The following is a 24456-nucleotide window of genomic DNA, read 5'->3' as shown; positions in this document are numbered from 1 at the left end:
CCGGTCGTCCGGTGTCGGCGCGGTCACGGGCCGGCCAGCCAGCGGTCGCGCAGCGCGGCCAGGATGCCCACCGAGACGATCAGCAGCACCAGGCTGAGCACGATCGCGGACTCCAGGTCGGTCTCCAACGCCAGGTAGACGGCCAACGGCATGGTCTGCGTACGCCCGGGATAGTTGCCGGCGAAGGTGATGGTGGCGCCGAACTCGCCGAGCGCCCGCGCCCAGCACAGCACCGCGCCGGCGGCCAGCCCGGGCGCCACCAGCGGCACCGTGACGTGGGTGAAGGTGGTCCACCGGCTGGCGCCCAGTGTCGCGGCGGCCTCCTCGTAGCGGTGGTCGGCGGCGCGGAGCGCACCTTCCACGGCGATGACCAGGAACGGCATGGCGACGAACGCTTCGGCCAGCACCACGCCCGCGGTGGTGAACGGCAGGGTGACGCCGAACGTGGCGTCGAGCCAGCCGCCGAGCAGCCCGCGCCGGCCGAAGACCAACAGCAGCGCCACGCCGCCGACCACCGGCGGCAGCACCAGCGGCACGGTGACCAGGGCGCGGACCAGCCGACGGCCGGGAAACTCGACCCGGGCCAGCAGCCACGCCAGGGGCACCCCGAGCAGCAGGCAGAGCAGCGTGGCCAGGGTCGCGGTCTGCACCGACAGCCGCAGCGCGGTCAGCGCCCCCGGCGCGGTGAGCCGCTGTGGCAGCGTCGTCCACGGTGCCCGGACCACCAGCCCGGCCAGCGGCAGGACCAGGAAGAGCAGGCCCAGCCCGGCCGGGATCAGCAGCGCCGCCGGCACCCGACCCCGCCGCCGCCGGAACGTGCTGGGCGCGTGGAGCAGGCTCACCGGGCCGCCTGGAAGCCCGCCTCGGCGAGGACCGCCTGCGCCGGCGTCGAGCGGACGTACGCGACGAAAGCCCGCGCCCCGGCCCGATTCGGCGCGTTCGTCAGCGCGACGATCGGATAGTCGTTGATCGCCCGCGCCGACTCGGGGAACTCGACACCTGTCACGTCGGTGCGCGCGACGCGGGCGTCGGTGCGGTAGACCAGGGCCGCGTCGACCTCGCCGAGCTTGACCTTCGCCAGCGCGCCCTTGACGTCCTGTTCGAGGGTGACCGGCGTCAGCGCGACGCCGGCCGCGGTCAGGGCGGTACGCGCCGCCGCGCCGCACGGCACCTGGTCGGCGCAGAGCGCCACCTTCACTCCCGGACGGGCCAGGTCGGCGAGGCCGGTCACGCCCCTCGGATTGCCGGCGGGCACCGCGATCACCAGTTGGTTGCGGGCGAAGACGAACGGCGTGCCGTCGGCGTCGCCGGCCTCGGTCACGGTCGCCATGTTCTTCGGCGCGGCCGAGGCGAAGACGTCCGCCGGTGCGCCCTGGGTGATCTGGTTGGCCAGGGCCGAGCTGCCGGCCAGGTTGAGGGTGACGGTGACGCCGGGGTTGGCGGCCTCGAAGTCCCGGGCGATGCGGGTGAACGACTCGGTCAGCGAGGCGGCGGCGAACACGGTGATCGTGCCGCTGACCCGACCGTCCCGGGTGTCGCCCCCGGTCGCCGGGTCGCCCGTACGGTCGCAGCCGGCCGTCGCCAGCACGGCCACCGCCAGTGCCGCCGCGATGAGTCGGGCCCGACGCCTCATCCGTTCCCCCGCGCTCCGGCCGAGGCGGCGGGAGCAGCGCGCTCCACCACCACGGTGGTCGACTTGATCACGGCGACGGCGACCGAGCCGACCCGCAGGTCGAGGTCGTCGACCGCCTCCCGGCTCATCAGCGACACCACCCGGAACGGGCCGGCCTGGATGTCGACCTGGGCCATCACCGTGTCCTTGCGGACGTCGACGACGATGCCGCGCAACCGGTTGCGCGCCGAGGAGAACTCGGCGCCCGCGTCCGGGTCGGCGGCCTGCGCCCGGGCGAACGCCGCGAGGTCGACCCCGTCGATGATCCGGTGGCCGTGCTCGTCGCGCCCGGCGGGCAGTCGCCCGGCGTCCACCCAGCGGCGGATGGTGTCGGCGCTGACGCCGAGCAGGTCGGCCGCCGCGCCGATCCGGAAGGTCGTCACGGGACCACCCTAGCGGCCGCATCTGCGAGGAGGAACTACCGGATGAGATGGTTCCTGCGTGTCCTTGCGGTGTTTTCGGTAGGTAGGTGCGAGGGATGCTCAGCTCGCGCGACCGTCGTACGTCGCGCGGTTGGCGAACACGTCGTCCATGTGCGTCTCGGCCCAGCTCTTCAGGCCACGCACCACCTCGTGCAGGGAGAGGCCCAGGTCGGTGAGCGCGTAGGTGACCGTGACGGGCACGGTCGGCTCCACGGTGCGCGTGATCAGACCGTCCCGCTCCAGCGACCGCAACGTCTGCGTGAGCATCTTCTGACTGACACCGGCGAGCAGGCGGGACAGCTCCGAGTAGCGCATCGGCCGGGGCTCGCCGGAACAGTCGGCACCGGACTGCGGCGAGCCTGCGCCACGGAGCGCGGCCAGCACCAGTGTGACCCACTTGTCCGCGATCCGGTCGAGCAGCTTGCGGCTCGGACACTGCGCCAGGAACGCGTCGTAGTCCGACTTGGCCTGCGCCCTCCTCTGGGCCGCCGTCGTCGTCGCCATCGCCCTGCTCCTCCACGGGGGTGAGTTACGCACTTTCAGGTGCCTACTTCCCGAAAGGAAGCTACCCCCTGACAGTTGGTTCCGGTAACAGCGGGGCACCGGAACCGCCCGGTGCGATGCGAGAGTCAGAGGTACGAACATGGCTTCCCCCTCCCTTCCCGGCGGCACCTGGACGCTGGGTGACCTGGACGTCACCCGGTTCGGCTACGGTGCCATGCAGCTCGCCGGCCCCTGGGTCATGGGGCCGCCGGCCGACCGGGACGGCGCACTCGCCGTCCTCCGCGAGGCCGTCGAACTCGGTGTCACCCACATCGACACCGCCGAGGCGTACGGGCCGCACATCACCAACGAGCTGATCCGGGAGGCGCTGCACCCGTACCCCGAGTCACTGCACCTGGTGACCAAGGTCGGCGCGGTCCGCGACCAGCAGGGCGGGTGGCCGCCGGCCCGCGACCCGCAGAGGCTGCGTCGGGCCGTCCACGAGAACCTTCAGACCCTCGGCCTCGACGCGCTCGACGTGGTCAACCTGCGGCTCGGCAACGCCGAGGGACCCGAACCCGGGCCGGTGGCGGAGGCGCTGGAGGCGCTCGTCGACCTCCAGCGGCAGGGCCTGATCCGGCACCTCGGGGTGAGCAACGCGACGCCGGAGCAGGTCGCCGAGGCGCAGTCGATCACGTCGATCGTGTGCGTGCAGAACAGGTACAACCTCGCGCACCGGCAGGACGACGAGATGATCGACGCGCTGGCCGACCAGGGCGTCGCCTACGTGCCGTTCTTCCCGTTGGGCGGCTTCAGCCCGTTGCAGTCCGCGGTCCTCTCGGCCGTCGCCACGCGGCTGCGGTCGACACCGATGTCCGTCGCCCTCGCCTGGCTGCTGCGGCGGTCGCCGAACATCCTGCTGATCCCTGGCACGTCGTCCGTGGCGCACCTGCGCGAGAACATCGCCGGCGCGGGACTCGCCCTCGCCGACGACGACCTCGTCGAGTTGGACACGATCGGGCGCTGAGCGCGCCTCGACCCGCACGATCGCGGGCCCGGTGCGGTGGGGGTGTCGCGCGGCGGCGGCACCCCCACCAGCCGGTCCGTCAGCAGTTGCGCAGCTCAGGGGACTGGTTCAGGAGTTGCCCCCGGGGCGAGACGAAGCGGCGGTAGTGCTCCCCGTCGACCGCCGACGGGTGGAACGCGGCCACCCGGTGGCAGTTCTGGAAGGCCAGTCGTACGCCGAAGTGGCGTTCCAGGCCGGCGCGGATCGCGTCGCTCGCCAGCGCCCGGAGCAGTTGCCCCCGGTCGGCGTCGGTGGGCGGCGGGACGACGTTGTCCGCGAGGTCGGCGTCGCCGGCCTCGAGATCGGCGACGACCCGGCTGACGGTGGCCCAGGCGTACGGCAGGGAGTCGCGGACGCAGGCGACGAACGCCTCGTCGTCGACGGGTCCGCGTTCGGCGGCATCGAGCAGGGCGGGCGGGACGGTGAGCGACATGATTCTCCTCCGCATCTAGAAACGACTACCGTTTTCATTAACGGTGTCGACGTGAGCACATCACTCCGTGCGGATGTCGTCAACGGTCGGCGCGGCGTGCCGCGCCGAAAAACCCCGGGTCAGGCGCGGCGGGGATGGCCCTTGAGGTGTCGGCCCAGCTCCCGGGCGATCTCGCGGTTGGCGTCGCGCTCGGCGAGGGTCTGCCGCTTGTCGTACGTGCGCTTGCCCTTGGCCACGGCCAGTTCGACCTTGGCCCACCCGTTGTCGAAGTACATCGACAGCGGCACCAGGGTCACCCCACCCTCGCGGACCTTCTCCAGGATCTTGCCGATCTCGGCGCGGTGCAGCAGCAGCTTGCGGTTCCGGCGCGGCGCGTGGTTGGTCCACGTACCGTAGCGGTACTCGGCGATGTGCAGCCCGTACAACATGATCTCGCCGTCGCGCTCGTGCGCGAACGCGTCGACCAGCGACGCCCGCCCCTCGCGCAGCGACTTCACCTCGGTGCCCATCAGCACGATGCCCGCCTCGTACGTGCGCAGCACGGTGTACTCGTGCCGCGCCTTCTTGTTCGACGCGATCAGCCGGCGCTCGGGCTTGCGGGACGGGCTCACCCGGCGACGATATCGGGCCGCCGCCTCAGCCTCCCGTCCGGCGCTCGGTGCGCAGCCGCGCGGCCAGGTCCCGCACCGCCTGCGCGAACTCCTCCTGCGACTCGCACGGCCAGTGACCGAGGATCGGTGGCGGCACGCTGTCGCTGGGCGGTGGCACGAGCCCCTGCGGGTCGGTCAACCGGCGGTCCACCGCCGCCTCCGGCCCGGCCGGCGGCGCGGCGTCCTCGGGCCGATGCGGGGCGAAGATCCACCCGCCGATCGGGTCGGTGTCGCGCCACAGGTTCACCCAGCGCCAACCGACCCGGTCGCCGATCTCCCGCAGCGCCGACCTGTCGACGTAGGCCGGGAACAGCCGTGAGTACAGCCGACTCAGCGGCGACCCGTAGGTGAGCAGGGCGACCCGGTCGGTGACCCGCCGCGGCAGTTGCAGCAGCGTGGCCGCGAGCAGCACCGAACCGTGACTGTGCCCGGCCAGCAGCACCCCCTCGCCCTGGTCCGCCAGGTAGGTGATCCGCTTGGCCAGCTCGGGCACCGCCCGCTCGGCGTAGCAGGGCGGCGCGAAGGGATGCGCTCCCCGGGGCCAGTAGGTGCCCAGATCCCACAGGACGCCCACGTACCGGCGGAAGCCGGCCGTGCGATAGGCGAAGATGCCGCCGATCACGAGCCCGACCAGGATCACGCCGATCGCGTAGCTGCCGGCCCCGATGAGGAAGTTGACGAAGCTGTCGGGCACGCCGAGGTACTGCTCGAACACGTCGCCGGGATAGATCTGCAACAGGCCGAGCATGCTGGTGGCCAGGCCGAGCGCGGCGAACCCGGCGTAGGCCACGGTCAGCGGTTCGAGTCGTTCGGTGAACCGGGCCCGGGCCACCGCCTGCTGGACCTGGCGCAGACGCCCCGCCGCCTCCGGCGGGGCGTCCGGGAAGTCGGCGGCCACGATGGCCCGCGCGGCCCGCCACCGGCTGGGGCGGGTCACGACCGTGACCAGCACGCCCACCAGCACCGCCGCCAGCACCGCCAGGAAGAACCCGCAGATCGCCCACTTGTACGCCAGCGGCGGTTCGAACGCCAGTTTCTGCGCGTGCCCACCGTCGCGGTCCAACACGTCCGCCACCCGGTAGACCAACTCGGCGGAGAACGCCACCGCGAGCCCGGCGGCGATGGTGACGAAGACCGGCGCGCCCAGCGCCCGCAGCCGCGGCAGCCGTCGGCCGTGCGCGCGTCGCCCGCGACCGCGGGCCCCGACCACCAGAGCCGCGAGGAGCACCAGCAGGACGGTCTGGCTGACGAACAACCACGCCACGGTCGCGCTGTACCCAGGCAGCATCCTGCTCTGCGGCCACGGCTCACCGCTGGCCATGGTGTACGCGATGACCAGGATCGTGAGACCGAAGGCGATCGTGCGGAGTCCCCGGGTGACATGCTCGAGTGGGGGTACGGTGCTGGTCCGATCCATGCCGCTCACCTGGGTCAGCAGGAACAGGCAGGCGAGCAGCACGGCGAGCGTCGCCACCGCCAGCGCCGCCCGGACCCAGGAGGAGTTGTCGCTGTCCCAGGCGGCCAGCAGGCTGCCGTCCAGCGTGGCGAACGCGGCCGCGACGTGCAGCGAGCGCAGGCGCCCCACCACCGGGGTGCCGTCCCACTGGCCGACGGCGCTCAACTGGTGCACCGAGGTCTCCTGCACGGCGCCGGTGCGAAAGGCGTCGAACGAGTGGCTCGGCCGCGCGCCCAGCCACCACACGATCCCGATGGCGGCCACCGGCACCAGCGCCAGCACACCCAGGCGTACGCCGGGCGGCCGTCCGCCGAGCCAGGACAGCCAACTCCGTCCGGCCACGCAACCGGGGTCGCCCATGCAGCGCCAGGCGATGAGGTCCACCGCCATCCCCACGATGGAGAGCACGTAGAGCATCGTGAGGGTCAGCGCGAGCAGCCGGCACAGCGCGACGATGCCGTGTTTCGCCGGCTTGTTCCCCGGCCGCATCCAGAGCGCCACGTTGCAGAGCATGAACGGCAACAGGAACACCAGCGACAGCGTCCGTACGGCGGTGCCGGAGGGCAGGTCGTTCCAGCGGTACGCCTCCAGCGTCACCCCGTCCGTGCCGGTCGAGTCCGGGTAACCCGGGCGGGGACGGTAGAAGCCACCGCTGCGGTCGCCGGCCACCTGGTACACGAACGGCCGGTTGAGCACCCGGTCGGCGCCCGCCCCCGAGACGCCGTGCACCCGCAGCTCCACGATCCGACCCCTCGTCGGTTCGGTCGGCGACGCGTCCGCCATGGGCCCCCCGCAGGTGTGTGACAGCCAGCGGTCGACGGCGCCGGCCGCCCGCGGCGCTGCCGCTTACCCGTCCCGAACCGGGTCACGCCTCGCAGCGCTGCCACCGATGGTGCGGCCCGGCCCCGCGAGGTGGTTCTATTGGCGCCATGGCAAACCCGGTGATCCTGACCGTCGACGACGACCCCGCGGTCTCCCGGGCGGTCGCCCGGGACATCCGGCGCCGCTACGGCGACCGCTACCGGGTGCTGCGCGCCGCCTCCGGGCCGGAGGCGCTGGACGCGCTACGGGAGGTCAAGCTGCGCGGTGAGCAGGTGGCACTGCTGCTGGCCGACCACCGGATGCCGGAGATGACCGGCGTCGAGTTCCTCGAGGCCGCCATGGACATCTTCCCGGCGGCCCGCCGGGTGCTGCTCACCGCGTACGCGGACACCGACGCGGCGATCGAGGCGATCAACGTGGTCGACCTGGACCACTACCTGCTCAAGCCGTGGCACCCGCCGGAGGAGAAGCTGTACCCGGTCGTCGACGGGCTGCTGGAGGCGTGGTCGGTCACCCCGGACGCCGCGAGCACGGAGATCCGCGTGGTCGGGCACCGCTGGTCGGCGCCGTCGTTCAAGGTCCGTGACTTCCTGGCCCGCAATCTCGTGCCGTACCGCTGGTTGTTGTCCGACGACCCGGAGGGGGCGCGGCTGCTCGACGCGGCCGGTGCCACCGAGGCGGACGTACCGCTGGTGGTGACCGCCGAGGGCAAGGCGCTGGTGGCCCCCAGCGAGGCCGAGTTGGCCGCGCTGGCCGGGCTGACCGTGGTGCCGGCGTCCGACTTCTACGACCTCGTGGTGATCGGCGGCGGTCCGGCCGGACTTGGCTCGGCCGTCTACGGCGCGTCCGAGGGGCTGCGGACGGTGCTCGTCGAGCGGCGGGCGACCGGTGGGCAGGCCGGGCAGAGCAGCCGGATCGAGAACTACCTGGGCTTCCCGGACGGCGTCTCCGGCGCGCAGTTGACCGACCGGGCCCGCCGGCAGGCGGTCAAGTTCGGCGCGGAGTTGCTCAGCGCCCGCGAGGTGGTCGGCCTGAGCGAGGCCGGTGGCGCACGGCTGCTGCGTTTCGGCGACGGCAGTGAGATCGCCGCGCACACGGTGGTGCTGGCGACGGGCGTGTCCTACCGGGTGCTCGACGCCCCGGGACTGGCCGACTTCACCGGCCGGGGGGTGTTCTACGGCGCGGCCGCCACCGAGGCCCCGAGCTGCGTCGACCAGGACGTCTACATCGTGGGCGGGGCCAACTCGGCCGGGCAGGCGGCCGTGCACTTCTCCCGGTACGCCGCCCGGGTCCACCTGCTCATCCGGGGCGCGGACCTGACGGCGTCGATGTCGCGGTACCTGATCGACCAGTTGGCGCGCATCGACCGGATCACCGTGCACCCGCACACCGCCGTGGTCGGTGCGGCCGGTGACGACCACCTGGAACGGCTCACCCTCTGCGACACCCGCACCGGGCAGAGCCGCACGGTGGACACCTCCTGGCTGTTCATCTTCATCGGCGCCGAGCCGCGCACCGACTGGCTGGACGGGGTGCTCGTACGGGACGGGCGCGGTTTCATCGTCACCGGACCGGACCTGCTGGCCGGTGGCCGACGCCCGGCCGGCTGGTCGTTGTCCCGCGATCCGTACCACCTGGAGACCAGCGTGCCGGGGGTGTTCGCCGCCGGTGACGTGCGTGCCGAGTCGGTCAAGCGGGTCGCCTCGGCCGTCGGCGAGGGCGCGATGGCCGTGTCGCTCGTGCACCGCTACCTGGAGGCCCAATGACCAGCGACCGGCTGACGCCCGCGCAACTCCGGACCCTGTTCCTGTTCGAGGCCCTCGACGGGGCGCAGCTCGACTGGCTGGCCGAGCACGGTCGGGTGGAGCAGCGCGCCGGCGGCACCCTGGTGTACGGCGAGGGCGAGCCGGCCACCTGCTTCTTCGTGCTGCTGGGCGGCGCGGTGGCGTTGAGCCGTCAGGTGCGGGGCGACGACGTCGAGGTCAGCCGCACCGACCAGCGCGGCGTGTACGGCGGGGCCACCCAGGCGTACCTCGGCGACCAGGTCGAGCAGACGTACCGCAACAGCCTGCGCGCGCTGGTCGACGCCGAGTTCTTCGTGCTGCCGGCGGAGGACTTCGCGCACGCCCTGCGGTCCTGGTTCCCGATGCCGATGCACCTGTTGGAGGGGCTGTTCTTCGGCATGCGGGACAGCCAGACCATCGTGGGCGAGCGGGAACGGCTGCTGGCGCTCGGCTCGCTCTCGGCGGGTCTGACCCACGAGCTGAACAACCCGGCCGCCGCGGCGGTGCGGGCCACGTCGGTGCTGCGGGACCGGGTCGCGGGGATGCGGCACAAGCTCGCGATGATCGCCGACGGGCGGCTCGACGGGCGGGCGCTGCACGGGCTGGTCGCGTTGCAGGAGGAGGCGGTGGGCCGGGTGGCGACCGCGCCGAAGCTCAGCCCGGTCGCCACCGCCGACGCCGAGGACACCCTCACCGACTGGCTGGAGGACCACGGTGTGGGCGGCGCGTGGGACCTGGCGCCCATCCTGGTCGCCGGGGGTCTGGACGCGGCGTGGCTCGCTCAGGTGAAGGCGGCCGTCGGCCCGGCGGACCTGGAGGCCGCGGTGCGGTGGCTGTCGTACACGGTCGACACCGAACTGTTGATGCGCGAGATCGGCGACGCGGTGACCCGGATCTCGGGCCTGGTGGGCGCGGCCAAGCAGTACTCCCAGATCGACCGCGCGCCGCACCGGGTGGTGGACGTGCACGATCTGCTCGACGCCACGTTGGTCATGTTCAAGGGCAAGATCCCCGCCGAGGTCAAGCTGGTCCGCGAGTACGACCGGAGCCTGCCGCCCATCCCGGCGTACGCGGCGGAGCTGAACCAGGTGTGGACCAACCTCGTGGACAACGCCCTGGGCGCGATGGGGGAGAAGGGCGTGCTGACCGTCCGCACCGGACGTGCCGGCGACCTGCTGGCCGTGGAGATCACCGACACCGGTCCCGGTATCCCGCCGGAGGTGCGCCCGCGCATCTTCGAGCCGTTCTTCACCACCAAGCCGGTCGGCGCGGGCACCGGGCTGGGGCTGGACATCTCGTACCGGATCGTGGTCAACAAACACCACGGCGACATCCGGGTGGAGACCGAGCCCGGGCGGACCACGTTCCGGGTGCTGCTGCCGATCACCGAGGAAGCGGCCGCGTTGCCCTGACACGCCGACTACCTAGAGACATCGGGTGGTTGCGGGCAGTAGTGTCGGGCGGCGTCCGTGCTTCCCGCCCCCGAGGAGCGTCCGTGGACTCGATGGCCCGCCCGCGTACCGCGAACCACGACGACCAGCCGAACGACCCGCCCGACGACGGCTCGGTGCTGCCGGAGCTGGAGGACGCGGTCTGGATGCACCACGCGCACACCTTCGCGCACACCAGCTTCTGGGCGGTGGCCCGCCGCCTGCCGCGGCTGGTCCGTGAGGCGGTGGCCCTGGCGTGGGCCACCAACCGGATGGACACGGTCGCCTCCATCGGCCTGAATGTCGCCGCCGGGGTGATGACCACCTTCGGCCTGCTCGCCACGACCAGCGTGTTGCGGGAGCTCTTCGCCGCCGGTCCCACCCCGGACCGGGTGCGCTCCGCCCTGCCGGCGCTGATCGTGGCCGCGGCGGCGGTCTCGGCGCGCGGCGGCCTGACGATCGCCGCCGGCTGGGCCCAGGCCCGGCTCACCCCGCAGATCAACTACCAGGTGGAGCTGCGGCTCTTCGAGGCCACCACGGCGGTCGACCTGGCCGCGTTCGACGACGCCGGGTTCGCCGAGGAGATGGACCGTGTGCGCGACCGCGGGATGGGCGAGGCGGCGTGGATCGTCGACCACACCGTCAACCTGGTGACCGGTGTGGTCGGCATGCTCGCGACCGCCGTCGCGGTGACCGTCATCCAGCCGCTGCTGCTGCCGTGCCTGCTGCTCGCCGCGGTGCCCCAGGCGGTCACCGCCGTCCGGATGGCCCGCCGGGAGTACCTGGCGATGCTGGCCCGGATCACCCGCCGGCGGCGGATGTGGATGCTCGCCCACCTGATGGCCAACCGGCACACCGCCGCCGAGGTCCGCGCCTACCAGATGCGCGAGTTCCTGCTCGCCGAGTACCGGGGCGTGATGGCCGTCGAGACCCGCGCCCAACTACGGCTGGTCCGCTCGCAGACCGGTACCCGGGTGGCCGGCGCCACCGTGGCGGGCCTGGCCACCTTCGGCGTGTACGCGGTGCTCGGCGGCCTGCTGCTCGCCGGTATGGTCGCCCTCGCCGCCGCGGCCACCGCCCTGCTCGCCCTCCAGTCCGCCCGGACCAGCCTGGGCGTCGCGGTCGTCGCCACCAACTCGCTGTACGAGGACGCCCTCTACTACCAGGACTACCGGGACTTCCTCACCCGGGCGCAGGGCCGGGTGCCCGTCGGTGGCAGCCGGACGGCCGACGGCGTCGAGGCGATCGAGCTGCACGAGGTGAGTCTGCGCTACCCGGACACCGACACGCCCGCGGTGGACCGGGTCAGCCTGACGATCCGGCGTGGCGAGGTGGTGGCCCTGGTCGGTGAGAACGGCTCCGGCAAGACCACTCTCGCCAAGCTGATCGCCGGGCTCTACCAGCCGACCGGCGGGACGATCCGCTGGGACGGCGTCGACGCCGCCGAGCTGGATCCGCGGGCGCTCGGCGCGCTGGTCGCCGTGATGACCCAGGAGTACTGGAAGTTCCCGTTCACCGCCGGGCAGAACATCCGGGTGGGCCGGCACGACCGTACCCCCGACCGGCCCGGCCCCAGCGTGCAGGAGGCGGCCGACGCGGCCGCCGCCCACGACATGATCGTGGGTCTGCCGCACGGCTACGACACCCTGCTCGACCGGGAGTTCAAGAACGGCCACGAGCTGTCCGGCGGGCAGTGGCAACGGCTGGTCGCCGCGCGTGGTCTCTACCGTGACGCCGCCCTGCTGATCTGCGACGAGCCGTCGGCGGCGCTGGATGCCCGCGCCGAACACGCCCTGTTCCAACACCTGCGTCGGCGCCCCGACCGCGCGGTCGTCCTGATCACCCACCGGTTGGCGAACGTCCGGCACGCCGACCGGATCTTCGTGATGGATCAGGGCCGCCTCGTCCAGCAGGGCAACCACGACGAGCTGATGGCGGCCGGCGGCCTCTACCGCGAGCTGTTCGAGCTACAGGCCAGCGGCTACCGAGCCCACACCGACGAAACCGCCCCCCGCCGCTGATCCTCCCGCCCCTGTCCCCGTCCCCGTCCCCGTCCCCGTCCCCGCGATCTTGCAGTTTCGGTTGTCGAATTCGGCGTTATCGGCCCTTATGTCGCCACAGAAAGTGCAAGATCGCCGCCCGTCCGCCGTCCGCCCGCCCGCCAGCCCGCCCGTCCGGGCCGCGCCGGGCCGGCCAGCGGGGCGGGGCTGGGGGCGTGATCCACTCGGGTTTTGGAAATCCGGGGTGTCTCGCCGCCGAGGACGACCCGATATCACCGAACCCGAGTGGATCATCGCGCTTGGGTGCGGTGTTCCACTCCAGGTCGCCGATGCGGGGGCATCGCGGCGGTGGGATACCCCCAGCTCGCCGATCTGGAGTCGATCAGGCGGCGGGCCGGGCCCCGGGGGTCGTGGTCAGGCGTGGTGGGGTGCGGTGAGGAAGTCGGCCAGGACGCGGGTGTGGGTGGAGAACGCCAGCTGGACCGGGTCGGTCAGGACCAACCACTCGGTCGCCTCCTCGGTGGGCCGCGACGGCGGCAGGTCCTCGGCGGCCCGCTCCGGCAGCGCCCCGAAGATCATCATGGTGCCGCCCTGCGGTGCGCCCCGCACCGCGAGGAGCCGGGCGTCGCGGGCGTCCGCCACCAACCCGGTCTCCTCCCACAGCTCACGCACCAGCGCGTCGGACCACTCCTCGCCGTACTCGATGAAACCGCCGGGCAGCGCGAGTAGCCCGCGGGCCGGCTCGATGGCCCGGCGGACCACCACCACGCCCAGGCCCACGGCCGTGCGGACCGGAAGCACCGCCACCGCGACGGGCAGCGGGTTGCGCCAGACGGTCTCGCCGCAGACCGCGCAGACCCGCGGCCAGCCGGCCGCCGGCGGGTAGGCGGCGCCGCAGTAGGAGCAGTGCGAGTACGGCGTACCGGTCATGCCGCAGCACGTTACCCGCCGGCGACGCTGAGGGCGTGTGTCGAAGCCCCAGGCCGGCCTGCGGCGGGCCCAGACGACGGCCGGCGAAGATGGGTCGGAGACAACACCGGTATCCGACCCATCGTCGCCGTGCCGGACCGCCTCGGCTCGACCGAGGGCTTTGACGCACGCCTCAGGCGGCCGGCGTGCCGGTGTAGAAGGCGGTGGTGCGCTCGGCGGCGGCCTTGGCCTCGTCGGGGTCGGTGCCGGCGGCGATGCTCGCCTCGCTCCACAGTTGGCTGCTCAGCTCCATGGCCCGTCGCCCCTCGGCGGAGACGACCCACGCGGCGCTGTCCTCCGGGCGGACGCCGACGCCGCCGGAGAGGTACGTGGCGAGACCGAGCAGGCCCAGGTCCCAGCCGACACCGACGGCCCCCGGTCCGAACTGGGCCCACCGGTCCTGGTCGACGTGCGCGATGTGGTCCAGGTCGAGGCGGGCCCGATCGTCGCCCACCGGCGTGACCCGCACCTCGATCCAGCTCACCTCGCCGCCCATCTCCCAGGTCGCGGTGAAGCGGTGCGGGGGTTCGCAGGTCTCGATGGTGCCGCCCGCGTTGCCCTCGAGCTGGTACGTGCCGTGCAGTCGCAGGTCGCCGCTGATCGGCAGGAACCAGCGGGGGATGCGCTCGGCGTTGGTGCAGGCGTCCCACAGGTCCTCGGCCGTCGCCTGGTAGGTCTGGCTGAGCGTGGCCACCCGGGCCTCGCCGGCGGCCAGGGTGCGGCTGCCGACCTGCCGCTGCACGGCGTTGATCTGCTCGGTCGCGTCGAACATCAGGTGTTCCTCTCGTCGGATGGGTCAGCGGGCCCGCGCAGGCGACGTTCGCGTCGGCCCCGGGCCAGTTCGGTGGCGAGCGCCGCCAGGGGTGGCGCCCAGAACCGGCGGAAGTGCTCCAACCAGCCGTCGACCTCGCGCAGCGGGCGCGGGTCGACCGCGTACAGCCGCCGGGCGCCGTCCGGACGCACGGTGGCGAAGCCGTTGTCCCGCAACACCTTGAGGTGTTGGGACACGGCGGGCTGGGAGATGCCGAACTCGGCGCGGATGACCGCGCTGACCGCGCCGGCGCTCTGCTCGCCGACGGCGAGCAGTTCCAGGATGCGGCGCCGGACCGGATCGCCCAGCACGTCGAAGGCGTGCACGGCGACAGTTGTATCACTGATGGCTTATTTAAGCCAACTCTGATACCCCGATCAGCTTGTCGAGCTGGATCGGCAGGTCACGAATCCGTACGCCGGTGGCGTGGTACACGGCGTTGGCGACCGCCGCCGCCGCGCCCACGATCCCGATCTCGCCGATGCCCTTCACCCCGGCGAGGTTCAGCTCGTCGTCGTGCTCGTCCACCCAGTACGCCTCGATGGACTCCACGTCCGGGCAGGCCGTGATGTGGTAGGTGGCCAGGTCGTGGTTGACCCAGTCGCCGTACCGCTCGTCGAGCAGGCCGCCCTCGTGCAGCGCCATCGACAGGCCCATCGTCATGCCGCCGATGAGCTGGCTGCGCGCCGTCGTGGGATTGACGATGCGGCCGGCCGCGAACACGCCGAGCATCCGGTTGAGCCGGATCTCGCCGGTGGTGGTGTCAACCCGGACCTCGACGAACTGCGCCCCGTACGCGTACCGGGGAAGCGCGGCCTGGGCGGCCACCTCGTCGGAGGTGTCCGCCTCGGCGCTCACCTCGGCGTCCGGCGGTGTGCCATCGCGCAGCTTGGCGCGCAGCGCCGTGCAGGCCCGGATCACCGCCCAGCTCCAACTGGAGGTGCCCATCGAGCCACCGGCCAGCGAAGCGACGGGCAGGTCGCTGTCCCCGATCCTGATCTCGATCCGTTCCAGCGGGACGCCCAGGGCGTCGGCGGCGACCAGCCAGAGGGCCGTCCGCGCGCCGGTGCCGATGTCGGTGGCGTTGATCTCGACGAGGAAACCGCCGTCCGGGCGGGCGGTGGCCCGCGCCGAGGAGGGGCGGGACCGGGTCGGATAGGCGGAGCCGGCCACGCCGGAGCCGACCAGGAAGCGTCCCTCGCGTCGGGACCGGGGCGTCGGGTTCCGGGCGGCCCAGCCGAACCGCCGCGCGCCCTCACGCAGGCAGGCCACCAGGTTGCGGCTGGTGAACGGCGCGCCCAGATCGGGGTCGACCTGGGGGTCGTTGCGGATCCGCAGCTCCACCGGGTCGATGCCGACGGCCACGGCCAACTCGTCCATCGCCGACTCCAGGGCGTACGCGCCGGGGCACTCGCCCGGCGCCCGCATCCAGAACGGAGTGGGCACGTCGAGGCGGGTCAGCCGGTGCGTGGTGCGGCGGTGCGGCGCGGCATACATGCTGCGGGTGTAGACGGCGGTCTGCTCGGCGAACTCGCGGATCATGGAGGTCTGGCTGATCGCGTCGTGGCTGATCGCGGTGAGTCGCCCGTCGGTGTCGGCGGCGAGCCGGACCCGCTGGATGGTGGGCGTGCGGTAGCCGATCGGCCCGAAGATCTGTTGGCGGGTCAGCGCCAGTTTCACCGGTCGGTCCACGTGCCGGGCGGCCAGGACGGTCAGCACCACGGCGGCCTTGGCGTACCCCTTGCTGCCGAAGCCACCACCGACGTGCTCGGCGACCACCCGAACCGACTCCCGGGGCAGGTCGAACAGCTCGGCCAGGGTGGCCTGCACCGATGACGCGCCCTGGTTGGAGTCGTGTACGAGCAGCCGCCCGTCGGTCCACTGGGCCGTGGTGGCGTGCGGCTCCATGGGGTTGTTGTGATAGGCCGGGGTGCGGTAGGTGGCGTCCACCCGGACCGGGGCGGCGGCGTACCCGGCGTCGAAGTCGCCCTCCGCGGTGTCCGTCGGGTAGTGGGGGTTGACCTCGTCCGGCTTGTACAGGCCGGGGTGGTCGTCGGTGAGCACCGTGCTGTGCGGGCCCGCGTCGTAGTCGACGCGTACCAGCCGGGCGCCCTCGCGGGCCGCCTCCAGGCTGGTGGCCACCACCACCGCGACGTACTGCCCCCGGTAGTGCACCACCGGGTCCTGAAGCAGCCACAGGTCCGGCTCCACGCAGGTCGCCAGTCGGGGCGCGTTGCCGTGGTGCACGACGGCCAGTACGCCGGGCGAGGCCAGCGCCTCGGTCGTGTCGATCCGGGTGATCCGACCGCGCACCACGGCCGCGGGCACCACCCAGCCGTAGGTGACGCCGTCGACCGGATACTCCACCGCGTACCGGGCCGCGCCGGTGACCTTCTCCCGGCCCTCCAGCCGGGGGTGCGCCCGACCGAGCGCCCCGGTGCTCACGACGCCGCCAGTTCGCTGAGCACCCGTACCGTGATGGACCGGGTCAGCGGCAGCTTGAAGCCGTTGTCGCTCAGCGGCCGGGCCTCGGCCAGCTCCGCGTCGGCGGCCCGCGCCGCCAACTCGGGGCTGAACGGCTGGCCGCGCAACTCCTGCTCGGCCCGGTACGCGCGCCACGGCCGGTGGGCCAGCGCCCCGTAGGCCAGCCGCACGTCGCGGATGACGTCGCCGTCGAGGTCCAGCACCGCGGCCACCGAGCCGGCCGCGAACGCGAACGACGCCCGGTCCCGCGCCTTGAGGTACGTCGAGCGGCGCGCGGCGGGCAGCGCCGGCAACCGTACGGCCGTGATCAGCGCCCCCCGGGCGAGGGTGGTCTCCCGTTCCGGGTGCGCGCCGGGCGAGCGGTGCAGGTCGACCATCGGGACGTCCCGTGCGCCGTCGGTGTCGTGCACCTCCACCACGGCGTCCAGCGCGGCGAGGGCGACGGCCAGGTCCGACGGGTGGGTGGCCACGCACTGCTCGGACCAGTCCAGCACCGCCAGGTCCCGGTTCTCGCCGTGCAGGGCGGCGCACCCGCTGCCCGGGTCGCGCTTGTTGCATGCCTTGCCGGTGTCCTGGAAGTACGGGCACCGGGTGCGTTGCAACAGGTTGCCGCCCGTGGTGGCCATGTTGCGCAGTTGCCCGGAGGCGGCGGCGAGCAGGGCGCGGGTCAGCACCGGGTAGTCGCGGCGGACCGTCGGGTGTACGGCGAGGTCGCTGTTGCGTACCGTCGCGCCGATCCGCAGCCCACCGTCGGGCAACTCCTCGACGGCGTCCAGGGGCAGCCGGTTCACGTCCACCAGCACGTCGGGGCGCTGCACGCCGAGTTTCATCAGGTCCACCAGGTTGGTCCCACCGGCGAGGTACGCCGCCTGCGGCTCGGCGGCCAGCACGGCAACGGCGTCGGCCACGTCGGTCGGCCGGTGGTAGCGGAACGGCCTCATCGCGCCGCCGCCGTCTCGCGGACCGCCGCCACGATGTGCGGGTACGCGGCGCAGCGGCACAGGTTGCCGGCCATCCGCTCGCGGATCTCGGCGTCGGTGAGGTCGGGCGCGGCGGTGAGATCCTCGGTGACCGCGCTGGGCCAGCCCCGCTCGACCTCGTCGAGCATCCCGCGCGCCGAACAGAGCTGCCCGGGGGTGCAGTAGCCGCACTGGAAGGCGTCGTGCGCGATGAACGCGGCCTGCAACGGCGACAGCTCCTCTCCGTCGGCCAACCCCTCCACGGTGACCACCGAGCGGCCGTCCAGGGTGACCGCGAGGAGCAGGCAACTCTTCACCCGGCGACCGTCGAGCAGCACCGTGCAGGAGCCGCACTGGCCGTGGTCGCAGCCCTTCTTGGCACCGGTGAGGCCGAGGTGCTCGCGCAGCGTGTCGAGCAGGGTGGTGCGGTTGTCCAGCGTCACCTCGCGCGGGACGCCGTTGACGTCGAACGCCACCCGCGACGCGTGCTGGGCGTCGACCGCTGTCTGACTCTCTGCTCCTGCGGACACCGACCCAGGTTAGCCGTGCGCGGAACAAATCCGGGTAAATAACACGAAGACCCCTCTGCGGACGAGCCGCACGGAAACGGCGACGGCCGCCCGGGTACCCGCCGCAGCGGTACCCGGACGGCCGTCCGCCCCCCCCCCCCCCCCCCCCGTGTCAGGCCACCGGCGTGCCGGCGCGGGCGAGGTGCCGGTGGGCGCGGATCAGCTCCGCGTAGCGCAGGCCGCTCGCCTTCACCGTCCGCCGCTGGGTGGCGTAGTCGACGTGCACCAGCCCGAAGCGCTTGTCGTAGCCGTACGCCCACTCGAAGTTGTCCAGCAGCGACCACACGAAGTAGCCCTCCAGCGGCACACCCCGGGCCACCGCCGACGCGCACGCCGCCAGGTGCTGCTCCAGGTGGTCGGTGCGCTCCTTGTCCTCCACCGTGCCCTCGGCGGTGACCTCGTCGTGCCACGCCGAGCCGCTCTCGGTGACGATGATCCGGGCCGGCCGGTACTGCTCGTGCACGTCGACGAGCAGCCGCTCCAGGCCCGGCGCGTACATCTCCCAGCCCATCGCGGTCTGCACCGAGCCGGGCACCGGCACCTGCTTCGCGTACGGCGCCGGACCGGTCGGGTCGTCGACCACCAACTGCCGGAAGTAGTAGTTCACCCCGAGGAAGTCGGTGGGCGTGGCGATCACCGCCAGGTCGTCACCGCGTACCGGCGGCTCGACGCCGTACGTCTCGACCATGTCGGCCGGGTAGCCGCGCCCGTGGATCGGGTCCAGCCACCAGCGGTTGACGTGGCCGTCCGCCCGTCGCGCCGCCGCGACGTCCTCGGGCCGGTCCGTCGCCGGCTCGATCGGGCTGAGGTTGACGACCAGGCCCACCGAGGCGGGCCGGGCGGCGTTCGCCCGGATCGCCTGGGTGGCCAGCCCGTGCCCGAGCAGCACGTGGTGCGAGGCGTGCACCGCGCGGGTGAGGTCCCGCTCGCCGGGGGCCATCGTGCCCTCCAGGTGCCCGATCCAGCACACGCAGAGCGGCTCGTTGACGGTGTTCCAGTCGGCCACCCGGTCACCGAGGCGACCGGCGACGACCGCCGCGTAGTCGGCGAACGCCTCGGCGGTGGCGCGCTCCGGCCAGCCGCCGGCGTCCTGCAGGGCCTGCGGCAGGTCCCAGTGGTAGAGCGTGACGAACGGCCGGACCCCGTCGGCGAGCAGCGTGTCGACGAGCCGGTCGTAGAAGTCCAGCCCGGCGGCGTTGACCCGGCCGACGCCCTCGGGCATCACCCGGGGCCAGGCCACCGAGAACCGGTACGCGTCCACGCCGAGCCGGCGCAGCAGCGCCAGATCCTCCGGCCACCGGTGGTAGTGGTCGCAGGCCACCGCCCCGGTGTCGCCGTTGTCGACCTTGCCCGGGGTCGCCGAGAAGGTGTCCCAGATGGACGGCGCCCGGCCGTCGACGTCGACGGCCCCCTCGATCTGGTACGCCGCCGTGGCAACGCCCCAGAGGAAGTCGGGTGGCAGCTTGGACAGGTCCGGCACGGGAAGGCTCTCCTCTGGGTTGGGGTGTCTCACTTGACGGCGCCAGCGGTGAGGCCGGCGACGAAGTACCGCTGCAGGGCCAGGAACCCGGCGACGACCGGGATGCTGACCACCAGCGACGCGGCCATGATCTGGTTCCAGTAGACGTTGAACTGGGTCGAGTAGCCCTGGAGACCGACCGCCAGGGTGCGGCTGCCCTCGTCGGTCATCACCGAGGCGAACAGCACCTCGCCCCAGGCGGTCATGAACGCGTACACGGTCACCGCGACGACGCCGGGCACGGCGGCCGGCAGGATGACCTGGAACAGGGTGCGCAGCGCCCCAGCGCCGTCGACCTGCGCCGCCTCGTCCAGCCCTCGGGGGATCGAGTCGAAGTAGCCGACCAGCATCCAGATCGAGAACGGCAACGAGAAGGTCAGGTACGTGATGATCAGGCCGGTCCGGCTGGCGTACAGCTCGATGCCGGTGGCGTTGCCCAGGTTGACGTAGATGAGGAACAGCGGCAGCAGGAACAGGATGCCGGGGAACATCTGCGTGGACAGCACCGTCACCGTGAAGACGCCCCGGCCCCGGAACCGGTACCGGCTGACCGCGAACGCGGCGAAGATGGCGATCGCGACCGAGCAGACCGCCGCGACGCTCGACACCACGAGGCTGTTCACCAGGTAGCGGGCCAGCGGCACGGTGCTCCACATGTCGACGAACGGTTGCAGGGTGGGCCGGCTGGGCCACCAGGTGAAGCCGTTCTGCACGTCCCGCAGCGGCTTCGCCGCCGAGGTGACCATCACGTAGAGCGGGATGACGACGAAGAGGGTGAGCAGGGTCAGCACGATGCGTCGGCCCCAGCGCTCACCGGCGGTCTCACGCATGGTCGTCCCTCCGGCGGTTGGTGATCAGCAGGTACGCGGCCGAGACGACCAGCAGGAACAGCAGCAGCGCCACCGACATCGCCGAGCCCGAACCGAAGTCCCAGGTCTTGAAGGAGCTGCGGTAGATGTGGATGGAGATCAGGTCGGCCTGCTCGGGCGCGGAGCCGCCGAAGAGCACGAACGGCGTGTTGAAGTCGTTGAACGTCCACAGGAACAGCACCAGCAGCAGCACCAGGTTCACCGGCCGCAGCATGGGCAGGGTGACCGAGCGCAGCCGACGCCAGAACCCTGCGCCGTCGATCGCGGCGGCCTCGTACAGCTCGCCGGGCACGTTCTGCAGGCCGGCCATCAGGCAGAGGAACGCGAACGGCCAGTTGCGCCAGACCGACACCACCAGCAGCGACCAGAAGCTGTTGTCGCCGATCAGCCAGAACGGCCGCTCGTTCAGCAGCCCGAGTTGGTCGACGAGCACGTGGTTGACCAGGCCGGTGTCGCGCTGGAGCAGGAAGCTCCAGGTGATCACGGCGGTGTAGACCGGCAGCGCGTACGGGGTGAGGAACAGCGCCCGCAGCAGGGCCCGCCCGCGGAACGGCTTCTGCAGCACGACCGCCGCCGCGATGCCGAGCAGCCAGGCGAACCCGACCGAGAGCACGCTGTAGACCAGCGTCACCCAGAACGAGTGCAGCAGCTCCTTGCCGGCGGCGCTGTTCAGGTCGAGCGTGGCCCGGTAGTTCTCCAGGCCGACGAAGGGCGCGGTGGACCAGTCGCGGATGTGGAACTGGGTCAGCTCCAGCAGGCTCATCCAGACCCCGACCACCATCGGGATCACGTGGACGGCGAGTTCCAGGACGATGGCCGGGGCGAGCAGCAGGTACGGCAGGAGGGATCGGCGGGGGCCGCGTGGTCGGCGGGCGGCTCCCGGGGCGGGTGACCCGGCCCGGGGTACGCGCCGGTCGGCGTCCGGCGCGGTGGTGCTGGTTGCCATCGGGGTCCTCTCGGAGGCGGTGGCCGTGGCCGGGCTCAGCACCCGACCACGGCCACCGGCGCTGCGTGGGTCAGCGCATCTTCTGCTGCGCGTCGGTCAGCTTCGCCTTCACCGACTCCTCGGTGACCGGCTTGCCGCTCGCCGCGTCGGCGAACAACTCCTTCATCGCGGTGCCGACCAGGGTCTCGAAGGTGCTCTCGTCGGGCACCTGCGGCAGCGGGGCGGCGGTGGTGACCAGCGTCTCCTGGATGCTCTTCTGCTCCGGGGCGCTGAACGCCGGGTCGGTGGCGGCGGTCTTGACCGCCGGCAGCGAGCCGTACGTCTTGTTGAGGATCGTCTGCTCCTCGTCGCTGGTCATGAACTTGACGAAGCTCAGCGCGCCGTCCTTGTTCTTGGTGTGCTTGAAGACCGCCATGTTGATGCCGGCCACCATGCTGTTGACCTTCTTGCCGCCGGCCGGCGGGTTCGCCAGGAACGGCACCGGGGCCACGCCGTACGCGTCGGCCGGCATGTTCTGCGACTTGAGGTTCGAGCCGGCGGACTGCCAGAGCAGCATGGCGGCCTTGCCGTTGGCGAAGTCCGAGACCGACTGGTTCTGCGCGTACTCGGCGTTGCTCGGGTTGGTGATCTTGTCGGCGGCCATGAAGTCGATGTAGCGCTTGATGGCCGAGACGTTCTGCGGGGTGTCGAAGGTCGGCTTGCCGGCCGAGTCGAACCACTCACCGCCGTACTGCTGGCTGAAGGTGAAGGCGTGGTGGGCGTTCTCCGACGGGTTCGCCCCCTCGATGGCCAGGCCCCACTTGCCGCCGGTGCTGAGCTTCTTGCCGTACTCGGCGACCTGCTCCCAGGTCGTCGGCGGCGCGGTGATGCCCGCGTCGGCGAACATCTTCTTGTTGTAGTAGAGGCTGTACGCCATGGAGTAGAGCGGCACGGCGGCCGGCGGCTTGCCGGGCGCGCCGGCGGCGGCGAGCGCGGCGGGCACGATCCGGTCCTTGCCGCCGACGGCCTGCAGGGTGGCGTCGTCGAACTCGACCAGCGCGCCGGTGGCCTGCAGCGACGCCGACCAGGTGTTGCCGATGTTCACCACGTCCGGGCCCTTGCCCGAGGTGGCGGCGGCGAGCAGCCGGTTGAGCAGGTCCGACCAGGGGACCACCTCGACGTTGACCTTGATGCCGGTCTGCTTCTCGAACTTGTCCAGCTCGGGCTGGAGGGTGGTCTTGTCGGCCTCCAGGCTGGGGCCCTGGTTGCTGGCCCAGTAGGTGAGGGTCTTCGGCGACGAGCCGGAGTCGTCGCCGGAGCCGCCGCAGGCGGTGAGCGATGCGGCGGCCAGTACGGCGGCAGCGAATATCCCGAGGTGTCGTCTCGACACGATCAGCCCTTCCGGTGCGTGGTGGGGGTCCGCCGACCGTCGTCGTCGATAGGGGTGAGGCGACGTCGGTCGGCTGCGGACGGGGTTTCTCCGGACGCGCCGTCGGAAGTCCTTCGGCGTTTCCCGGGAGTTACATCACGGCTTAATGAATGTCGTCATTAAAGTGGTTGGCCGGTGGGTCGTCAAGCACGGTGCGGTTACAGTCGCCACCTACGGCCGACGGGAACGAGGTGACGAGTGGAGCTGGCGCGTGCCACCAACCGGAGCGTCCGGCTGCGCAACCGGTCCGCCCTGCTGACGAAGCTCTTCCTCGATGCCCCGCTCACCCGGCAGGACCTGGTGCGCAGCACCGGGCTGAGCCAGCCGGCGGTGAGCAACGTGGTGACCGACCTGATCGACGAGGGCATCGTCGTCGAGGCCGGGGCCGCCGAGTCCGACGGCGGACGACCCAGCATGCTGCTGCGGGTCGCCCCCCGGTACGCGTTCGTGATCGGCGTGGACGTCGGCGAGACCCGGGTCCGGGTCGAGCTGTTCGACTTCGCGATGACGCTGCTCGCCAGCGTCGAGTACCCGCTCGACCCGGCGCGTACCGAGCCGGACGTGGTGGCCGGGCACGTGCTGTCCGGCATCGAGGGGGTCACCGGCCGGGCCGGCGTGGCCACCGCCGACGTGCTCGGCGTCGGCATCGGCGTCTCCGGCGTGGTCGAGCAGGGCGACGAGGCCGTCGTGCACGCCCAGGCGCTCGGTTGGGACCGGGTGCCGCTGGAACGCCTCATCGGCGCCGGCACCGACCTGCCGCTGCACATCGACAACGGCGCGAAGACCCTCGGCCAGGCCGAGATGTGGTTCGGCGCCGGGCGGGGTGCCCGGCACGCGGTCTTCGCGCTGGTCGGCTCGGGTGTGGGCGCGGCCGTGGTGACCAACGGCGCCACCTACCGGGGCGCGTCCAGCAGCGCGGGGGAGTGGGGCCACACCACCCTGGTGTACGGCGGGCGGACCTGCCGGTGCGGCGCGCGCGGCTGCCTCGAGGCGTACGTGGGCGCGGAGGCGATCATCGACCGGTACCGGGAGGCCCGTCGGGGTCGCGCCGTTCCCGGCGAGGACGAGGAGTCCCAGCTCGCCGCGCTGGTCGCCGCCGCCGACACGTCGGCCACCGCCCGGCGGGTACTGGACGACACCGCCGGCTACCTGGGCGCCGGGGTGGCCAACCTGATCAACCTGTTCAACCCGGAGCGGGTGGTCCTCGGCGGGTGGGCGGCGATGGCGCTGGGCGACCTGCTGCCGGCCGTACGCGAGGCCGCCGGCCGGCAGGCGCTGCGCCAACCGTACGAGCAGGCGTCGATCGAACTCTGCCGCCTGGGCGTCGACGCGGTGGCCCTCGGCGCGGCCACCCTCCCGATAGCCCGCTTCCTCACGGCCGGCGGCGTCCGCCCCTCCTGACCCCACCCCCTGTGGTGCGGTGATCAAGAGGTTCGCGTCATCTCGGACGCGGTTCCTGACGCCAACCTCTTGATCACCGGGGGTCAGCCTGGCCGGCGGGACGGTGGGGGAGGGGGCGGAATTACACAAAATCTGATCCTCGGGATAAATAACGAAGTTATAGATCGATGTCTTGACGCCGCCGCAATCTCGCCGCAACACTCCTACGAGAGCGCTCTCCTCCCCCGCGGCGTCGCATCGGCGGCACCACCCACGGCACCACGGGCGAAATCCGACCTCCACCCGCACGGCGTCCGTAACGCC

22 protein-coding genes are annotated in these 24456 nt (G+C 72.3%); 5 read left to right on the top strand and 17 right to left on the bottom strand.

Translation table 11 applies throughout. From position 1 onward, the window contains the following. Window positions 1-23 precede the first annotated feature (23 nt). The 4 genes from ACN263_RS15625 to ACN263_RS15610 all read right to left on the bottom strand — a co-directional run bounded on the left by ACN263_RS15625 (window position 24) and on the right by ACN263_RS15610 (window position 2598). The gene (locus ACN263_RS15625) at window positions 24-842 is read right to left on the bottom strand and encodes an ABC transporter permease (RefSeq protein ID WP_422740545.1); all 819 of its coding nucleotides are present in this window, start codon (window positions 840-842) and stop codon (window positions 24-26) included. Beyond that, entirely contained in the window at window positions 839-1633 is a 795-nt protein-coding gene (modA, locus tag ACN263_RS15620; RefSeq protein WP_422740544.1) for a molybdate ABC transporter substrate-binding protein, read from the bottom strand. Before modA ends, ACN263_RS15625 begins: the two co-directional genes overlap by 4 nt. Beyond that, window positions 1630-2055, bottom strand: a complete 426-nt coding sequence (locus tag ACN263_RS15615; protein ID WP_422740543.1) for a TOBE domain-containing protein — start codon at window positions 2053-2055, stop codon at window positions 1630-1632. Before ACN263_RS15615 ends, modA begins: the two co-directional genes overlap by 4 nt. Window positions 2056-2154: 99 nt before the next feature. Next, a complete protein-coding gene (locus ACN263_RS15610) occupies window positions 2155-2598 on the bottom strand; it encodes a winged helix-turn-helix transcriptional regulator (RefSeq protein WP_422740542.1) in 444 nt (147 codons plus the stop codon). Between the two features lie 139 nt (window positions 2599-2737). Here ACN263_RS15610 and ACN263_RS15605 point away from each other — a divergent pair, with 139 nt between their 5' ends. Beyond that, entirely contained in the window at window positions 2738-3604 is an 867-nt protein-coding gene (locus ACN263_RS15605; protein ID WP_422740541.1) for an aldo/keto reductase family oxidoreductase, read from the top strand. 79 nt (window positions 3605-3683) lie between these two features. Here ACN263_RS15605 and ACN263_RS15600 read toward each other — a convergent pair whose 3' ends face one another. The 3 genes from ACN263_RS15600 to ACN263_RS15590 all read right to left on the bottom strand — a co-directional run bounded on the left by ACN263_RS15600 (window position 3684) and on the right by ACN263_RS15590 (window position 6965). Further along, the gene (locus ACN263_RS15600; RefSeq protein ID WP_422740540.1) at window positions 3684-4076 is read right to left on the bottom strand and encodes an SCO5389 family protein; all 393 of its coding nucleotides are present in this window, start codon (window positions 4074-4076) and stop codon (window positions 3684-3686) included. 119 nt (window positions 4077-4195) lie between these two features. Then, entirely contained in the window at window positions 4196-4687 is a 492-nt protein-coding gene (gene smpB / locus ACN263_RS15595) for an SsrA-binding protein SmpB (protein ID WP_422740539.1), read from the bottom strand. Window positions 4688-4712: 25 nt separating this feature from the next. Further along, window positions 4713-6965 (bottom strand): hypothetical protein, encoded by a 2253-nt coding sequence (locus tag ACN263_RS15590; protein ID WP_422740538.1) that lies wholly within the window; start codon window positions 6963-6965, stop codon window positions 4713-4715. A gap of 146 nt (window positions 6966-7111) precedes the next feature. Here ACN263_RS15590 and ACN263_RS15585 point away from each other — a divergent pair, with 146 nt between their 5' ends. From ACN263_RS15585 to ACN263_RS15575, 3 genes are all read left to right on the top strand, one after another. Further along, on the top strand, window positions 7112-8770 hold the full coding sequence (locus ACN263_RS15585) for an FAD-dependent oxidoreductase (protein ID WP_422740537.1): 1659 nt from the start codon (window positions 7112-7114) through the stop codon (window positions 8768-8770). Then, window positions 8767-10200, top strand: coding sequence for an ATP-binding protein (locus ACN263_RS15580; RefSeq protein WP_422740536.1), 1434 nt, complete (start codon window positions 8767-8769; stop codon window positions 10198-10200). Before ACN263_RS15585 ends, ACN263_RS15580 begins: the two co-directional genes overlap by 4 nt. Window positions 10201-10292: 92 nt before the next feature. Continuing rightward, on the top strand, window positions 10293-12239 hold the full coding sequence (locus ACN263_RS15575; protein WP_422740718.1) for an ABC transporter ATP-binding protein: 1947 nt from the start codon (window positions 10293-10295) through the stop codon (window positions 12237-12239). A gap of 393 nt (window positions 12240-12632) precedes the next feature. Here the strand turns inward: ACN263_RS15575 and ACN263_RS15570 are convergent, their stop codons facing one another. From ACN263_RS15570 to ACN263_RS15525, 10 genes are all read right to left on the bottom strand, one after another. Continuing rightward, window positions 12633-13148, bottom strand: coding sequence for an NUDIX domain-containing protein (locus ACN263_RS15570; protein WP_422740535.1), 516 nt, complete (start codon window positions 13146-13148; stop codon window positions 12633-12635). Between the two features lie 172 nt (window positions 13149-13320). Then, a complete protein-coding gene (locus ACN263_RS15565; RefSeq protein WP_422740534.1) occupies window positions 13321-13959 on the bottom strand; it encodes an SRPBCC family protein in 639 nt (212 codons plus the stop codon). Further along, entirely contained in the window at window positions 13959-14324 is a 366-nt protein-coding gene (locus ACN263_RS15560; protein WP_422740533.1) for an ArsR/SmtB family transcription factor, read from the bottom strand. The genes ACN263_RS15565 and ACN263_RS15560 overlap by 1 nt, the downstream gene beginning before the upstream one ends. 28 nt (window positions 14325-14352) lie before the next feature. Continuing rightward, window positions 14353-16443 carry a xanthine dehydrogenase family protein molybdopterin-binding subunit gene (locus tag ACN263_RS15555; RefSeq protein WP_422740532.1) on the bottom strand — a complete coding sequence of 697 codons (2091 nt, stop codon included), beginning with the start codon at window positions 16441-16443 and terminating at the stop codon, window positions 14353-14355. Further along, window positions 16440-17423 carry an FAD binding domain-containing protein gene (locus ACN263_RS15550; RefSeq protein WP_422740531.1) on the bottom strand — a complete coding sequence of 328 codons (984 nt, stop codon included), beginning with the start codon at window positions 17421-17423 and terminating at the stop codon, window positions 16440-16442. Before ACN263_RS15550 ends, ACN263_RS15555 begins: the two co-directional genes overlap by 4 nt. Then, entirely contained in the window at window positions 17420-17917 is a 498-nt protein-coding gene (locus ACN263_RS15545) for a 2Fe-2S iron-sulfur cluster-binding protein (RefSeq protein WP_422740717.1), read from the bottom strand. Before ACN263_RS15545 ends, ACN263_RS15550 begins: the two co-directional genes overlap by 4 nt. A gap of 205 nt (window positions 17918-18122) precedes the next feature. Beyond that, window positions 18123-19490, bottom strand: a complete 1368-nt coding sequence (locus ACN263_RS15540) for a GH1 family beta-glucosidase (protein WP_422740530.1) — start codon at window positions 19488-19490, stop codon at window positions 18123-18125. Between the two features lie 29 nt (window positions 19491-19519). Beyond that, window positions 19520-20359, bottom strand: coding sequence for a carbohydrate ABC transporter permease (locus tag ACN263_RS15535; RefSeq protein WP_422740529.1), 840 nt, complete (start codon window positions 20357-20359; stop codon window positions 19520-19522). Continuing rightward, window positions 20352-21344: a carbohydrate ABC transporter permease gene (locus tag ACN263_RS15530; protein ID WP_422740528.1), complete on the bottom strand. Its 993-nt coding sequence runs from the start codon at window positions 21342-21344 to the stop codon at window positions 20352-20354. Before ACN263_RS15530 ends, ACN263_RS15535 begins: the two co-directional genes overlap by 8 nt. 70 nt (window positions 21345-21414) lie before the next feature. After that, on the bottom strand, window positions 21415-22713 hold the full coding sequence (locus ACN263_RS15525; protein WP_422740527.1) for an ABC transporter substrate-binding protein: 1299 nt from the start codon (window positions 22711-22713) through the stop codon (window positions 21415-21417). A gap of 237 nt (window positions 22714-22950) precedes the next feature. Here ACN263_RS15525 and ACN263_RS15520 point away from each other — a divergent pair, with 237 nt between their 5' ends. Then, window positions 22951-24153, top strand: coding sequence for an ROK family protein (locus ACN263_RS15520; protein ID WP_422740526.1), 1203 nt, complete (start codon window positions 22951-22953; stop codon window positions 24151-24153). Window positions 24154-24456: the final 303 nt, after the last annotated feature.

The sequence above is a fragment of the Micromonospora sp. WMMD729 genome (genome assembly GCF_049315225.1).
Taxonomy (GTDB): Bacteria; Actinomycetota; Actinomycetes; order Mycobacteriales; family Micromonosporaceae; genus Micromonospora.
This window is presented reverse-complemented; position numbering and strand designations above follow the sequence as displayed.